The 15915-nt window shown below is 38.9% G+C and carries 14 protein-coding genes; 9 read left to right on the top strand and 5 right to left on the bottom strand.

The window, feature by feature from the left end; genetic code table 11:
• Positions 1–92 precede the first annotated feature (92 nt).
• Positions 93–806 carry an HAD family hydrolase gene (locus NZ519_05325; GenBank protein MCS7028168.1) on the bottom strand — a complete coding sequence of 238 codons (714 nt, stop codon included), beginning with the start codon at positions 804–806 and terminating at the stop codon, positions 93–95.
• Between the two features lie 261 nt (positions 807–1067).
• Here NZ519_05325 and NZ519_05330 point away from each other — a divergent pair, with 261 nt between their 5' ends.
• The 5 genes from NZ519_05330 (at position 1068) to NZ519_05350 (ending at position 8463) form a co-directional block, all read left to right on the top strand.
• Positions 1068–2246 carry an SUMF1/EgtB/PvdO family nonheme iron enzyme gene (locus NZ519_05330; protein MCS7028169.1) on the top strand — a complete coding sequence of 393 codons (1179 nt, stop codon included), beginning with the start codon at positions 1068–1070 and terminating at the stop codon, positions 2244–2246.
• Positions 2247–2374: 128 nt separating this feature from the next.
• Positions 2375–3214 (top strand): gliding motility protein GldL, encoded by an 840-nt coding sequence (gene gldL, locus NZ519_05335; GenBank protein ID MCS7028170.1) that lies wholly within the window; start codon positions 2375–2377, stop codon positions 3212–3214.
• Between the two features lie 48 nt (positions 3215–3262).
• Positions 3263–5116: a hypothetical protein gene (locus NZ519_05340; protein ID MCS7028171.1), complete on the top strand. Its 1854-nt coding sequence runs from the start codon at positions 3263–3265 to the stop codon at positions 5114–5116.
• A gap of 151 nt (positions 5117–5267) precedes the next feature.
• Positions 5268–6035, top strand: coding sequence for a hypothetical protein (locus NZ519_05345; protein MCS7028172.1), 768 nt, complete (start codon positions 5268–5270; stop codon positions 6033–6035).
• Between the two features lie 79 nt (positions 6036–6114).
• Positions 6115–8463 (top strand): DUF5682 family protein, encoded by a 2349-nt coding sequence (locus NZ519_05350; GenBank protein ID MCS7028173.1) that lies wholly within the window; start codon positions 6115–6117, stop codon positions 8461–8463.
• Here NZ519_05350 and NZ519_05355 read toward each other — a convergent pair.
• The 3 genes from NZ519_05355 to NZ519_05365 all read right to left on the bottom strand — a co-directional run bounded on the left by NZ519_05355 (position 8407) and on the right by NZ519_05365 (position 9850).
• Complete coding sequence (locus NZ519_05355; protein MCS7028174.1) at positions 8407–8667, bottom strand: hypothetical protein; 261 nt, start codon at positions 8665–8667, stop codon at positions 8407–8409. The genes NZ519_05350 and NZ519_05355 overlap by 57 nt on opposite strands.
• Positions 8668–8754: 87 nt before the next feature.
• The gene (locus NZ519_05360) at positions 8755–9405 is read right to left on the bottom strand and encodes a VWA domain-containing protein (protein ID MCS7028175.1); all 651 of its coding nucleotides are present in this window, start codon (positions 9403–9405) and stop codon (positions 8755–8757) included.
• Between the two features lie 115 nt (positions 9406–9520).
• A complete protein-coding gene (locus NZ519_05365) occupies positions 9521–9850 on the bottom strand; it encodes a hypothetical protein (protein MCS7028176.1) in 330 nt (109 codons plus the stop codon).
• Positions 9851–10034: 184 nt separating this feature from the next.
• Here NZ519_05365 and NZ519_05370 point away from each other — a divergent pair, with 184 nt between their 5' ends.
• Entirely contained in the window at positions 10035–12896 is a 2862-nt protein-coding gene (locus NZ519_05370) for a TonB-dependent receptor (protein MCS7028177.1), read from the top strand.
• Here NZ519_05370 and NZ519_05375 read toward each other — a convergent pair.
• Complete coding sequence (locus tag NZ519_05375) at positions 12893–13300, bottom strand: small multi-drug export protein (GenBank protein ID MCS7028178.1); 408 nt, start codon at positions 13298–13300, stop codon at positions 12893–12895. The two genes, NZ519_05370 and NZ519_05375, sit on opposite strands and share 4 nt — an antisense overlap.
• A gap of 81 nt (positions 13301–13381) precedes the next feature.
• Between NZ519_05375 and dapF the strand changes: the two genes are divergently transcribed.
• From dapF to atpE, 3 genes are all read left to right on the top strand, one after another.
• The gene (dapF, locus tag NZ519_05380) at positions 13382–14176 is read left to right on the top strand and encodes a diaminopimelate epimerase (GenBank protein MCS7028179.1); all 795 of its coding nucleotides are present in this window, start codon (positions 13382–13384) and stop codon (positions 14174–14176) included.
• Positions 14177–14273: 97 nt separating this feature from the next.
• Positions 14274–15308 carry a F0F1 ATP synthase subunit A gene (atpB, locus tag NZ519_05385; GenBank protein MCS7028180.1) on the top strand — a complete coding sequence of 345 codons (1035 nt, stop codon included), beginning with the start codon at positions 14274–14276 and terminating at the stop codon, positions 15306–15308.
• 24 nt (positions 15309–15332) lie between these two features.
• Positions 15333–15587 (top strand): ATP synthase F0 subunit C, encoded by a 255-nt coding sequence (gene atpE, locus NZ519_05390; protein ID MCS7028181.1) that lies wholly within the window; start codon positions 15333–15335, stop codon positions 15585–15587.
• Positions 15588–15915: the final 328 nt, after the last annotated feature.

Raw genomic sequence — 15915 nt, forward strand, 5'->3', positions numbered from 1 at the left:
TAGCGAAGCACCGAAGCGAAGCGCAGTGCGGAATGCCCCGACCCTTGCGTCAGCAAGGGGCACGCCCAAAAAAATAAAATAAAAAACTATTGTCAGGAATTAGAAACAATCACTTGTAGTTCAAGTAAGTCCGAAATGAGATAATCTGCTAGACCTTTAACTTCTTCTTTACCAAAGCCATACAACGCTCCAACTGCTGGTATCTGGTTTTCCTTAGCTGCTATAATATCGTGCTTTCTATCACCGACCATATAAGCCGCTACTTGGGCGTACAAATTAGTATACTTTTGAATAATAGACTTGACCATGAAAGTTTTAGTGTGGTTTTTGTCCGTAGGGGAGTGAACGTCGTCAAAATAATCTAAAAGATTGAAATGTCCTAGCACTGTTTGCCAATAGTTTACAGGTGCGTTAGTGCATAAGGCTATTTTAAAGTAATGTGTTTTTAGCCAAGTTAGCGTTTCCATCACGTTGGGGTATAACTTACCTACTTGTTTGACGGCTTCAATTTCTAGCTGTCCCAGGGTTCTCAAAATTTGTTTTCCATCGTTTTCTATGCCAAAGGTTTTTATCCATTTTAAGAAGCTATCGGGCGGTTCGCCGACCATAGCATAAATTTCTTTGCGGCTCGGTTTTCTTTGAGCTTTGTAGTGTTTGAATAAGTTTTTCATTGCAAGTTCATGAGATTTGGTTGAATTGTAGAGAGTACCATCTAGGTCAAAAATAACTAAGCGGAGCTTCATAGAAAGTAAAAATACGATTTTTAACTCTGCTTGTGCATTGAATTTTTTATTATTTTTTTGCATAGTTATGCAATTTTTAATTCCTTGATAATCAGACACTTTTTGAAAGATGTATAAAAAAAATGGTACAAAAAATTTGACTGAATGAAAAATTATGTATAAATTTGCATAGGTATAAGTTGAGGTAGGTCAGCAAAATTGTGTTAGTTGTGCAAACGATATAAAGTTCAATATTTTGTTTGGAAAATTGTGCAAAGTTTATCACTTTTGTAAATCATAATTTAAGTCATAAATTAGGTCAAAACATAAATTGAAATAGAGCGTATGAGGAGAATAATCATCATAGGATCAGCCTTAGCCTTGACCTTATGGTTTTGGGGTTGCGGTGGGGGGCTAACGAAGTACCGAAATCGTGGGGAATTAACTGGTATTTTGGATAGACCCGACTGGGATGACCCAACTCCATACGGTACAGTGTTAGTGCTGGGGGGGCAATTCCACATGGGAAATAATGAGCAAGATGTACCCAGTAGCTTAATAGCTATGGCAAGACAAGTAACCGTAAGTAGTTTTTATATGGATGACACTGAAATCACTAATAACGAGTATAGACAGTTTATTCAACTTTTACATCATGGTGCGGGCGATCCCGATGCATCAGGTTTAGGGGATAAAATGTCTGAATTAGCTCAGAACTCACAAGACTCAATCGTTATCTACAAGTATAAGACTACTTACCCTGAATTTATGGGCAGATTTCAGGGTTATGTTTACAAGCCTATTAAAGAAGATGAGAAAGAACTCGGTACAAAAGAGATTAACTGTTACCCCGATACTACTTGCTGGGAGAGAGACTTTTCTTATGCTTTTCACGATCCAATGGTAGAGAACTATTTTTGGCATCCTGCATACGATGAATATCCTGTGGTAGGTGTAAATTGGTACGCTGCAAAAGTATTTTGTAATTGGAGAACTATTCACTATAATGCATATAGAAGGTCTAGAGATAGGGCACCTATACCTCGTTTCCGTCTTCCTACCGAAGCGGAGTGGGAGTATGCAGCTCGTGGAGGGTTAGATCACAAGCTTTATCCTTGGGTTCAACCTTATCTTCGTAACGAAAAAGGATGTTTCTTGGCTAACTTTAAGCCTAACCGCGGAAACTATGTAGATGACTACTTTGAATACACTTGCAATGTAGATGCATATTTCCCTAATGAATATGGCATTTACAACGTAGCAGGTAATGTGTCCGAATGGTGTGAAGATGGATTCCACGAAACAGCTTACCAATTAACTCATGACCACAATCCTATATACAAGAATGAAAAAGAAGCACGCAAAGTTATTCGTGGAGGTTCATGGAAAGATATAGCTTATTTCCTAAGTGTAGGTACACGCAGTTATGAGTTTGCAGATACGGCAAAGTCTTTCATAGGATTCCGTTGTGTAACTTCACAGTTGGGTCGCTCACTATACGGTCGTACTACTGTAACATACTAGTTCTTTTCTTCAACTAAGTAAAAACTTAAAAAAACGAATATAACCTTCTTTGTTCAACCATTCAATAAAATCATAAAATCAATATGGCTGGAAAAAAAATATCGGGCACTGCCCTAGTTTTGCACCTAATGGCATCTATTGGTGCATCCATCGTAATCATGGGAGCGTTGTTCAAACTTATGCACTGGCCAGGTGCAGGTACAATGCTTCAAGTTGGTATGATTACCGAAGCAATCATCTTCTTAGGCTTTGCCTTCTTAGGTATTCCTAATGAAGATTGGGACTGGTCAAAGGTTTATCCTCAGCTACGTCCAGGTGGTAAAGCTACTGAAGAGAAGGCAGAAATAGACTTAAACATGATTGAACCTATCTCTGGTGATGCAGGCAAGAAACTAAATGCTTTTGTAAAAGAGCTAGACAATGCCCGTTTATCTAAAGAATTCTTCGAGGGCCTGCATGGCTCACTTGCGGCCTTGAAAGAAAACACGGCTAAACTGAACCAAGTTACAGACGTAACTATTGCAGCCAAAGGATTTTCAGATGAGATAAAGGCTGCTACAGCTAAGATTAAAGAAGTATCCGATGGTTATGCAACTAATATGAAACTAGCTGCGGGCAATATTGCAGAAATGAACAAGAGCTATACTACTGCTTTGAGTGCCATCAATGAGCTAGGTTCCGCAGTAAAAGATGCAAAAGCATATCATGAGCAGGTTCAGAAAGTAACCCAAAACTTAGCTGCTTTGAATTCTGTATATGAGTTAGAAGTCAGAGACGCTCAATCTCATCTCAAGACCATGAACGAATTCTATGGTAAAATTTCTGCCGCAATGACTCAGCTCACTGGGGCTGCTGACGAAACCGAAGCTTATAAGAACGAAGTAGCTAAGCTGGTTCGTAACATGAGCGTACTTAACAATGTATACGGTAGCATGCTAGCTTCAATGAGTAATGCTGCTAGAGGTTAATTTATCGTTGGAAAAACATATAAATAAAAAAGAAAGGAGTTTGATAAAATGGCTGGAGCAAAAGAAACGCCTCGCCAGAAGATGATCGGAATGATGTACCTAGTATTGACTGCTCTATTAGCGTTACAAATTTCCGACACTATTCTGGAGAAGGTACGACTAATAAATGCAAGTATGGAAGATACTGAAAGTGCGCTTAGATTGCGCAGCAAGTCTCTAAGAGCGGCGATAGACTCTGCTGCAGCAAAAGTAGCTGCAGATAAAGATGCCCGAGCAGATGATAAAGACATAAATGTTAGAAAACGCGCATTACAGTATCAATCCATAATGAGCAAAAAAGAAGCCGCAGACCAAATATTCAAAAGAACAGAAGAACTTGTAAACTACATAGAAGAGGTCAAACGTAATGCAAAAATGAGATGCGGCTTCGATCCTGCTATGGCTAACAAAGAAGACGCAGATCCTGATAAAAAGTACGGTAACTTGAAAGAAACCGAAAAAGTTATCAACTACCTTAAAGGTCCTGGGGATAGTAAAAGTGGTGAGGGATACAAGTTGCAGCAAAAACTCAATGACTACGTAAAGTTTTTGAATAGTATCAAGGTAAAAGACATACGTGCTACAGCAGATAAAAAAGATATAGAACTAGTTGAAGTACCCCTTTACTCGCTTATTCCTAAAAAAGATGAGCGCTTTGACAAAAAAACAGGAATGGCTTACCCTATGGCAGAAACACCTGAAGAAAAACTTAATTCAGGCCGCATGTCAAGGTCCGAGTTCAATGCACTTCAAAAATCTGCGCAAAAAGACTGGGTAGACTGGAACTTTGAAGGTAGCCCCTTAGCAACCACTGTAGCTGAGCTAACTCGTATCGCAAATGATGTATGGCAACTTGAAGCAGATTTTGTATCCCCACTCGCTGGTGAAACTACTGTTGAAGTAAAAGTTGTAGGCTTTGATGTAAAAGTAGTACCTAATGCCAAAGTTCTTGTGCCTGGTATGAAATATGAAGCAGATATCGTGCTTGTTCCTCAAACCTCTGCTAACTTTAACCCTACTTTCAAAGTAGGTGGCTCCGTACTAAAAGTTGAAAAAGGAGCAGGAAAATACTCCACTATCGTACAAGGGAACTTTGGACCTAACGAAAGAGAACGCAAAGGTAGTATCAGTGGTACAGTAGAATATATCGACCCAAAAGGATTGCCAACCTCTCTTACATTCAAAGACGAGTACACTATTGTAAAACCTACAATCTCTGTTAGATCTCAATCGGTAAATAACCTTTACAAAAACTGCTGCAATGAAGTAATTATTGAAGTACCTGCCCTACGTGAGTACTACTCTCCTATATTTAGCTCACCTAACTCAAAACTTATTCAAAGTCCTACACCTGTAGGTGCAGTAACGATTATTCCTAGTGGAAATAAAGCCACTGTAAACGTAAAATCCAATACTCCCGCAGGAGTAATTAACATTGGTGATCAAGAATGGGGAGTTATTTCTCCACCTAAGCCTACTATCAAATGGCTTTTGTTTGGTAAAGAGATAGCACCCGGTACTGCCCTTGATAAGCAGCAGCTCAACCAAGTTGAACTACTCATTGAAGCAGACAAAAGCTTCGCTCAATTCTTACCCAAAGACGCTCGTTATGCTTGTAGCAAAGTAAAAATCTCTACTAAGCAAGGTATCGGTGCATGGACAGACAAAGGAAGCTCTGCGGTAGCTTCAACACCTGCTCCTCTTTCAAGAGGAAAAGTAGGACTATATAACGCAGCAAGTAACCTACCCGCAGGTTCTCAAATTAGCCTTGAAATACAGGACCTATACAGACAAGGATGTCAAACTCGCGAGAATATAGAACTTTCCCTTGCCGAAAAAACCATTATTTTGACTACAAAATAAAACTACCTTCATTCCTGCTCCGCATATTGCGGAGCAGGGACATTCATAAAAAAATATTTTTTCAAAAACTTGCAATTTTATACAACTTTATTTACTTTTGTATTAAAGATTACATTTGAACAAAGTCTCCTCAACATAAAACTTGAATGATATGAGAATGAAAAAAGTAGTAGTATTAGCGGTAGTTTTGGTAAGTGCACTTTCCGTATTTGCACAAGACCAAGATGGAGGAAGACCTCAAATTCCTTACGTGTTCCCCCAAGTACCCCGAGTAGATGACCACTTTATCCGCCATAGAATAGTTACCCGTATTACCTTTGGTGAAAAAATAAATAAGCCAATGGTAAAACCCTACGAGCTAACCGCAGCTAACAAAGGTGGATGGAATAGACCTCTCTATGACAATAAAGGTAGAGCAAACATGCTCAAAGTTATTGAAGACGCGATTATCAGTAAAAGTGTAACAGCTTACCTTGACCCAGACTTGAAAAGACCCATTAGCAGTTATCAAGAAATACAAGATATCTTAGTACGCATGGGGGGGATTACTTTTGCAAAAGTAGGGGAATTGGGTTACATGGAGATTATTGAAGATAGAATCTTTGACAAAAATAAATCTAAACTCTTTCATGACTTACTTGTACTATGTATTTACGTAGTATCTATTGATGACCCAACTGCGAAACCCGAACTTTTGTGCGCATTCCGCTATGATGAACTTGCGCCTATCTTGCATGAAACTGTTTGGAAAAACCCTCGTAATGACGCTCAATTTAGAACTACAAAAGAAATTCTCGAAATGCGTATGTTCGGCGGTACTATTGTCAATGTAGCCGATATTTCTCCAAAAGACTTAGTAGAAGCTGAACAAGTTAAACAAGATTTGATTGTAGAAGAGCATCACAGCTGGTGTTACTAAAATATAGCTCAATATTCCAGGTATCCAAGAACCACAGCCATAGCTGTGGTTCTTTATTTATTATTTTTGTATGTCTTATATGGTAGAATACGTAGGAATACGCCATCACGGACCTGGAAGTGCGTACAGAACGCTCAAAACTTTGCAAAAAGTACAACCTGATTTTGTTTTAATTGAAGCACCCGAAGAGTTGAACGGTGAGCCACTTGCATGGATTAGTCAGCTCATTCCACCAGTAGGTATGCTGTTTTATGAAGAAGATACCTCTAAAAATGTAGTTTATCCGTTTGCTGAATTTTCTCCAGAATGGCAAGCTATGCAGTGGGCTTGTCAAAACAACAAAAAGATTTTATGTATAGATATGAGCATAAGTATGCAATGGCATTACTACGAAACTCAACTTCAACACAAAGAGCATAACTTTGAAGATATACTTTTGTTACAAGATAAGGACCTGCAAGAAATTGAGCTCTATCATATTCATAATTTACTTGAAAGCCAAAAAGATGATCTCAGCGCTTGGATGTATTACGCAGGGGCAAGCTCTTTTGATGAATTTTTAGACCACCATAGTGAAAGCCATACAGAGGATGTAAGCAACCTTTTTGAACAAGCAGTTACCTACATGCGCAGTGATACCCAAACTTTTGATGCCTTTCGAGAAGCAATTATGCGCATGCACATCCGAAATATAAAGAAACAACATCCTGACGCAAAAATAGTTGTAGTATGTGGCGCTTGGCATCTACCTGAACTGAAAAAAGTTGAAGATGTCCAAAATGACAAAAATTTAGAAAAGCAGGATAAAACTCTTATTCAATCCTTAGGAAAAACAAAATTCAACGCAAAAAGTCAATGGATACCCTGGACAAATGATCGCCTAACTTTGCACTCAGGCTATGGTGCAGGTGTTCAATCTCCTGTTTTGTATCAAATTTTATGGAACAACATTCAAAAGAATCAAATACAAAAAACAGCTGTTGATTTCTTTTGCCATGCAGCTCATATCCTTCGTGAAAAACAAGTAGATATTCCTCCTGCATCGGTATTAGAAGCTGCTTATTTTGCTCAAAACTTATGTCAGTTTAGAAATAGAGCTACGCCCTCTTTGCAGGACATTCAAGATGCTATGGAAAGCATTTGGTTCATGGGGGATAGTCACCCAATTAAACAGTATCAAAAAGAAATTTTCATCGGCGAAAACGTAGGAAAAGTTCCAAAAGAATATCCCGTTTCGGCACTAGAACAAGATTTCAGAAAACAATTCAATAAACTTTTTGGAAGGCAATTTAAGAATCTAGACACGCTTTCCGAACCCATAGAGATTGTTTTAGATCTTAGAGAAGACTTAGCCCAAAAAAAGCACATATTTTTATCGCAGGTCAGTTTTTTAGAACTTCCATTTGCTACCTTAGAGCATGATACCTACAACTCAACTTATAAAAGAAATTGGATTTTACAATGGAATTTAGATTCCCAAATTGCTATAAAAGAAAAAAGCTATCTCGGTAGCAGCCTTGAAAAAGCGTGCCATTACTTGTTTAGCCAAAAGGTTAAGCAGTGTTTAGATATGCGTCAGCTTTGTGATCTACTCAACTGGGCTATAGAAATGAACTTTACAAAAAGTACTTATGCACCTTTATTAGCACAAATAGATATGCTTTGTACGCAGCCCATAGACATTGAAGACTTGCTTTCTTTGATTACTAACGATGACTTAATCCTAAAATACACTAACGCTGATACATTTAAGTTATATCAACCTACAAAAAACATAGATAAAACACTCAAACTTACAGTGGAACGTGCCACAGCCCGTCTGCCCTTAAAGTGCATGCAGCTTGCTCCCGAAGCAGCTCAAGCTATTGACAAAATAATTCTCAAAACTACTCAAAATCTCTCTTTACTAAAAGATAAAAAACCTGATTGGCAACCTTACTTTGAGGAATGGAAACAAGCTTTATGGTACGTACTTCACCAACATAACACGGCACCGTTTTTACAAGGTAGCTTACTTCGTCAGTTCATAGATTGGGAAGAATTTAATGAGTTTAATCCTAATATTCCGCACTCTTTTTTGACTGAATTTCAGAAAGCGCTTTCGCAAGCAAACGAGGTTCATTTTGTAGGGCAGTGGTTGCAAGGTTTGCTGCAAGATGCACCAGGAAGACTACTTTATATCCCTCAATTATGGACTACTTTGTCTGCTTGGATAGATACTTTATCCGAAGAACATTTCAAAATACTTTTACCTATATTTAGAAAAGCTGTTAGAAATTACAGCTCAATGGAACGCAACGAAATTAAAAGTATGGCACTTGCTTGTACAAATGAAAAAACGCAGCAAAGTACTCAACAATCTACTGATGTATCACAAAACAATTCCTCTAGCGGAATGTTTGACATAATTGATTTTTGGACTAAATAGTCGTATTTCGAAGGTAGGTTGAGCTATCAAAAACGTTTTGTACCACGTAGAAATTTGCGGTATCTTACAATTATGTGTTCTATGATAGATTAAGAAATAATTTTGTTTTTTTGGCGTGCCCCTTGCTGACGCAAGGGTCGGGGCATTCCGTACGTAGCCCGTAGTACGCCGACCTTGTGAGCATGATCGCAGCGGGACGTCCACAAGGACACGCCAAAAAATATTTGCAAAAACAAAACAGATTTTATGTAATAAACCTTACTGCTGCCATTGTGGTTAGCTCGTAAAAGCTTACTGAATATTCACATTTTTTCCTGATGAAACGGATGCAATAAAGAACTTGCGTAGAGATTCTGCATCATACACGGTTTTGTATTGTGCGGGGCTGCTGGCTATTTCTTGCATTAAGGCTTGTGCGTTCGGATTAGGTTCGCCAATCGTTGCAAAAAGAGTGGTACATATAGTAATATTTGGATTTTGCTTAACCATTGCTGCAATTTCGCGAGTACTATCAGGTTTTTGACATTCGCCATCGGTCATTACTACCATTACAACACTGTGCGGAACATCACCTTCTTTGACATTAGACAAAAACTGTTGTGCTATTTGATAGCCTTGTAAAATACCTGCACCGATATCTGTACCTCCGCCGTGTCCATTCATGGGATTGTAGTCTGCATTATCATCTATCTCTTCAACGGGTGTTACAGGCGTGCGTATTTGAGCTTGATGATCGTAGGTAACTACTGCGATAGAAAAGTTCTTTTTGTTTTTACTCACTTGTAAGCGTGTAAGCAGCTCTCTCACAGCCATATTGACCGCATCGGCTTTGGATATTTTTCCTGTGGTCTGTGCTGCCATTGAACCGCTACCGTCCAATATCAATATCCCTAGTTGATGAAAAGTTCGTGGTACAGTAATTTCTCCGAGATTGAAGTCCATAGTTTTAGTTTGTCTAAAAAACACTATTTGGTCTAATTACGTTTCTTTTAGCAAAGTAATGAAATTCTATTCAAATTCTGCAAAATAGAAGTGGACTTTTTTGATAAAATAAATTTCATTTTTTGGGCGTGCCCCTTGCTGCGCAAGGGTCGGGGCATTCCGCACTGCGCTTCGCTTCGGTACTTCGCTGCGCTTCGTACTGCCTAACGGCATGCTCCATGCCCCTCACGCAGACAACATGAGCAATTATATCTTTACCTTGTTTGAGCTTGAAGTACAAGTGCTTACAAGCTAAAACTTTGCATAAGAAAGAGAAAAACGTTTGTTTCAGAGATCTATTGCGTGAGGCATGCGGAGGGCGTGCGTCAGCACGGTGCGAAGCGAAGCGCAGCACCGAAGCGAAAGCGTAGCCCGTAGCACGCCGACCTTGTGGGCGAAAGCCCACAAGGGCACGCCCAAAAAAATAAAATAACTAAAATACAGTACATTTGTTGTCAAGAAGTTGCTGTAATCTAACTCTGTTATGCCGTGTTAATAAAAGATTAAATTTTTTACGCAAAAATCAAAATTATGAACCAACTCGTACCTTTGTGGATAAAAAATCTCAACTTGGTATGAAAAGTTGCATTTTGTACCTTGTTTTCTCTTTTTGTTTAGTAGCACAGTTTTTTGCTCAAAACGGCAAAATCACGGGCAAAGTAATAGACAAAGAAACCAATGAAGCCATTCCAATGGTCAATATTTTGGTAAAAAACACGCCCATCGTTGTCCAAACCGATATAGAGGGCAAATACGAAATTGATATCAAGCCAGGTGAATACACAATAGAAGTAAAGTTTATTGGCTATGCAGATGTGTTAATTACAGGCATCAAAGTAAAGAAAGGCGAAGTAACTGTACAAAATATTGTACTCAATCCTAATGCTTACCAACTGGATGTGGTGGAAGTTATAGGTGAAAAACCTTTGGTAGATACCGAACGCTCTGCATCTACGATTACGATTGACGAAGATTTGATTAGAAACGGTACAGATAGAAAATTAGAAAATATACTTGCTACTCAAACAGGGGTTATAATGTCCAACGTAGGCGTACATATACGCGGGGGACGCACAAATGAAACAGGCTATTACGTAGATGGCGTAAATGCTCAAGATCCATTAGCAGGCACTGGTTTTGGGCTAGACTTAGGCGGAAATGCTATCTCTTCAATTGACGTCAATACTTCTGGTGCAAGCGCTGAATTTGGCGATGCTACGGCAGGCACAGTGAATGTAAAAACTAAATCAGGCGGAGATAAATTCGAACTCTTTGCAGCACATAAAAGAGATAATTTTTGGAACTCTGCTTACAAAGACTGGCAAAGTGTATTTAATCAATCTGTGTATGAATTGAGCTTTGGCGGTCCCGATTTGATTACCGAAAAACTTCTTCCCAAATGGAACATTAAATTTCCCCATAAAATACGTTACCAAATTTCAACAAAAGCTACTTTCAGCGACGAATATTTCAAGAATCCCGCTAAGCAAATTTACTCTTCCACTTTGAACAAAAATACCTTTTGGACACCCTACAACAACAATCGTTGGAACGCCCTGGCTAAGCTCAACTACGATATCAATCCTCGGCAGCGATTGGCTTTTACTTATATGCGCTCTATCAATGTCAATCAAGATAGAAATATGCTGCGCATAGTTACCAACTCCGATGTGGGCTTTGCGCCTGGGTATCAATTCCCTTTTCAACTACAAATGGATAATGCAAATGTATATACTCACCAATCTAGCTTGATTGCAGCCAACTGGAACCACACCGTAGGTAATAGAGTAAATTATACTTTGACAGTGTCTCGTTTGTTTGTAGATTTAAGAGCTGACGCAAACGGCAGAGATTGGCGACCTAAAACCGTTAACGAAGAGCTAGATCCGAATAGTATTGTTACATTTCCTGTTTTATACTACAATCCTGGCAGTGATACGGCTTTTGTCAATCCTGCGCCAGGGTTAATCAATAATGGAGGAATTGCTACCTTGTGGCACGACCACTATGCCGAAGAGTATGCTACCAAAGGCATTTTGACCATTTATTCTAAAAACAGCTTTAATAAATTTCAAGCAGGATTTGAAAACAAAATGATTGAATATCAATGGATAGATATTATTCGTCCATGGATAGGCGCCCCGATTGATTTAGGAAATGGACAGTATTCGCAGTCTTTTCGTTTAGGCGATGCTTCGGATGTGTGGAAAGTACGCCCTGCTAAAGGTTCTCTATTTGTCAATGACCAAATTAAATACAAAGGTTTAATTGCTAACGTTGGTTTAAGATTTGAGTATTGGTGGGTAGGTAAATTTGTAGATGATGCCGTAGAAAATCCGATTAGTCCTATACGAGATGAAATTCGTGAGCAATACAGAAAAGAAACGACCAAAGTTTTTGGGGCAAGAGCAAAAGCCCGCTTACTTCCAAAATTGAGTGCATCCTTTCCTATACGCCCCAATCAAGTTCTGTACTTTAACTACGGTCATAACATGATTCAGCCCCACCCAAGCTTTATTTATGCAGGATTAAATCCAAACTATCAAGACCAATCCCCACTAGGTAAGTTAGGTAATCCTAACTTAAATCCCGAAGTTACTATTTCGTATGAGTTAGGGCTAAACACTCAAATTACTTCAAATGATGCTTTAATGACCGCTGTATTTTTCAAAGACAGATATGACTTTGTTACTTCTACCAGTATCATCATGAAAGATATCACAGGCAGAGAAGTTACACGTACTATTAGCATCAATTCGGATTATGCCCGCACGCGTGGAATAGAGGTTACCTATATCAAACGTTACAAAAAGTGGTTCAGTGGACAAATTGGTGGCTCATATTCCTTAACTACGGGACAAAGTTCTTCTTCTAATGAAGTATTGGCAGAAATTTTACAAGGTGGAACGCGTAACAGCACTAAGGAATTACCTTTGGCTTTTGACCGCCCATTAGACTTGAAAGCAAATGTTACTTTTACTCTGAACAACGGACAAGGTTTATTTGGGCAAAAGTGGTTGGATAAAACGAAGTTGTATTTTGAAGCCGTGTATCGTTCAGGGCAGCGTTATACGCCTGCTATTCAAACAGGTGTAGATGCAGCAGGGCGACCTATCTACGAGTTTGATCCTGACCCAAATAAACGCTATTCCAAAATAGGTCCTGCTTGGAAATGGATAGATATGAATTTGCAACATTGGTGGGATGTCCAAAAAACACAAATTGTGTTGAGTTTAGAGATTACGAACATTCTCAATTTCAAGAACGTTGCTGATGTTAATCCGGTTACAGGGCGTGCTTGGGAACCTGGCGATGATGTACTATACAGTCAGCGCGACCCACGTTTCTCCAGCCCTATTGATGCAACGATTGGACAAAAACTCCCTCCTGACAACCCTGCCCGTTATTTACAACCTCGCCACTTTATGTTAGGTATTGCTGTCAAATACTAAACCCACAGGACTCGCTTAAAAAAGTCCCATAAACCTAAAAACAGCAATGTCCATATTAAGCAGCCCGTAGCAAAAGATATAATTATTTGCTTTTGACGCCCCCCTAGGGACACTGCAAGAATACTACCCGCCAGCGCCCCAATGCTTATAGGACTAAGCAGTGCTATGCCCCATACCCCATATTTGTGCGCAAAAATGACCATTTTTCGTCTTCTTCTAAAAGGAACAGGTTTAGAGGTGAAAAGTCTTCTTACCCGCTGTACAATATATCTGACTTGCTTTTCAAAAAAACATACTAAAATTGTCATTGTCATATATCCTGAACTCACACATGCAAATTGAAGTAAAATAGACCACTCTTTCACGGCTATCACACTCAACATAGCTAACTTATATTGTACCATGCTCAGCAAAAATATTCCTACAAACTTTAACACTGAACTCATCATATTGAAGCAAGCACAAAAATATGTATTTTTGAAGCCATGTTAAAAGCGCTAAACGACATTTCTTTCAGTAAGTTTCAAGGTACAGGAAATGACTTTATCTTAATTGATAACAGAGAACGAAAAGATTTTGAAGATACAGAAGAGTTATTCAAAACCCTTTGTCATAGAAAATTTGGCATAGGTGCAGATGGAGTAATTTTAGTTCGCCAGCATGAAAAAGCAAACTTTGAGATGATTTATTACAATGCAGATGGTAAGTTAGGCACAATGTGCGCTAACGGAGCAAGATGTGCAATTGTTTTTGCGAAAAAGTTAGGTTTAGTGGAAGATAGTGGCAGTTTTGTGCATGCAGGTACGACATATTCATTTAGAATTTTGTCCAATGATTTTATAGAACTTACCTTGCTAACTCAAAAACCTCCTATTCAACAATTACATAACGAAGTTACCTTTTTTGTTGACACAGGTTCGCCGCACTATGTTCAATTTGTTACCGATGTGGAAAATTATGATGTAGTAGGACAGGGTAAAAAAATTAGATATAGTCAAGCTTATCAGCCACATGGTACAAACGTAAATTTTGTACAGTTTTTAGATAAAGATAAAATTTACGTTCGTACCTATGAAAGAGGTGTAGAAAATGAAACTTTATCTTGTGGCACAGGTGTAGTAGCATCTGCCTTGTGTTTTTTAGAATTAAGCAAACAAAATCTTGAAGAAATTATTGTCAAAACCCTTGGAGGGATGCTTATAGTTCAGTTTTTGAAAGATGGAAGCATCAATTTAATAGGTCCTGCTATGAAAGTATTTGAGGGGCGAATTATTATTTAATTCTTTTGCCGTTTTCCATTTCAACTTCCTTTGAAAAAATAAAGCAAGCAATTTGTTTTTTGTTAGACTTTATTCTAACTTGCGAGCCGTTTGAAGTATGCGACTAAAAACGTTTTTACTTCTTGTTTTAATAGGGCTATTTGCATATACTGCTTTTGCAGATCAAGAACCTAAAAAAGAAAACGCCATGAAAGAAATGATTATGCACCACATTTTGGACAATTATGAGTATGATATTGTCCAGTGGGGGCACACACACGTAACTCTACCTCTACCTCGTATTATTTATAGTAGTGAAACAGGCTTAAAAATATTTCTACACACTCACGATGAAAATAAACTAAAAGAAATGGGCTTGCAGCTTGATGCGCATCGCCACGGTAAATTGCTCACAGCATCAGGTAATCCTGTTTTAGATTTTTCTATCACTAAAAATGTATTTTCTATGCTAATTGTTATGCTTTTGCTTACTTGGATAATGACTTCTGTGGCAAAAGCATATAAGCGCCGTGAAGGACAAGCGCCTAAGGGCTTACAATCTCTCATTGAACCTATTATCATTTTAGTGCGTGATGAAATTGTAAAACCTAACATTGGCGAAAAACATTACAAGAAATTTCTGCCTTATATGCTTACGGTTTTCTTTTTTATATGGCTCTCTAACCTTATAGGAATGCTACCCGCAGGACCTAACATTATGGGAAATATTGCCACTACTAGTGCATTAGCTTCTTTAACTCTTATTTTGGTCCTTTTCTTTTCCAAAAAAGACTATTGGATGCATCTTCTTTGGATGCCTGGTATTCCATTAGCTTTGCGCCCCTTGATGATTATTGTAGAATTGATTGGCTTTATTTCTAAACCTATCACACTTTTGATACGACTTTTTGCTAATATCACTGCGGGGCATGTTATGATTTTAGCTTTAATTGGTCTGATTTTCATGTTTGGAGCAAAAGGTGGATTGTTAGCAGGGCTAGGTACGTCTGTGGTAGCTACGGCATTCGTGCTTTTTGTTGATTTTCTTGAACTTTTAGTGGGCTTTTTACAAGCTGCGGTATTTACCATGCTTACTTGCATGTATATCGGAGATGCTATAGCTGAACACCATCATGAAGAAGCTCACCATTAAGCTGCCTTTAATCTTCAATTCTATATGTTATCAGTTATCTTAAATCTGCTGTTGGAAGCCGCTAATTTTGCACCTTTGGGTGCAGGATTGGGCGCGGGCTTAGCCGCCGTCGGTGCAGGCATTGGAATCGGAGGTGTAGGAGGTAGAGCAATGGAAGCTATTGCCCGCCAACCTAGTGAAGTAGGTTCTATCCGAAGCAACATGATCCTAATGGCTGCTCTGGTAGAAGGAGTTGCTCTCTTCGGATTGGTACTTTGCTTCATTTTAGCTCTTGCTTAATGCCACTATTACCTCCTTTCAGACCTTGCTTTACCGTTTGGGTGAGCAAGGTTTATTTTTGTATTCTTGGTTTAAGGTTATTGCAAAAACAAAAAGGGCAAGATAGTCCGAGCAAGGTTTGTCTTTGAGATAAAAACGCTTCTCATATTTTTATTTCTTTTATTTTTTTGGGCGTGCCCTTGCCCACACTTCGCTTGCGCTTGTGTGGGCAAGGTCGGCGTGCTGCGGGCTACGCTCACGCTTCGGTGCTACGCTTCGCTACGCACTGGGCTAACGCCCACCCTCCGCATGCCTCACGCAATCAAATCAAAACAAACTTTCAAAAAAA

The organism is Bacteroidia bacterium, assembly GCA_025056095.1.
Classification (GTDB): Bacteria; Bacteroidota; Bacteroidia; order JANWVE01; family JANWVE01; genus JANWVE01.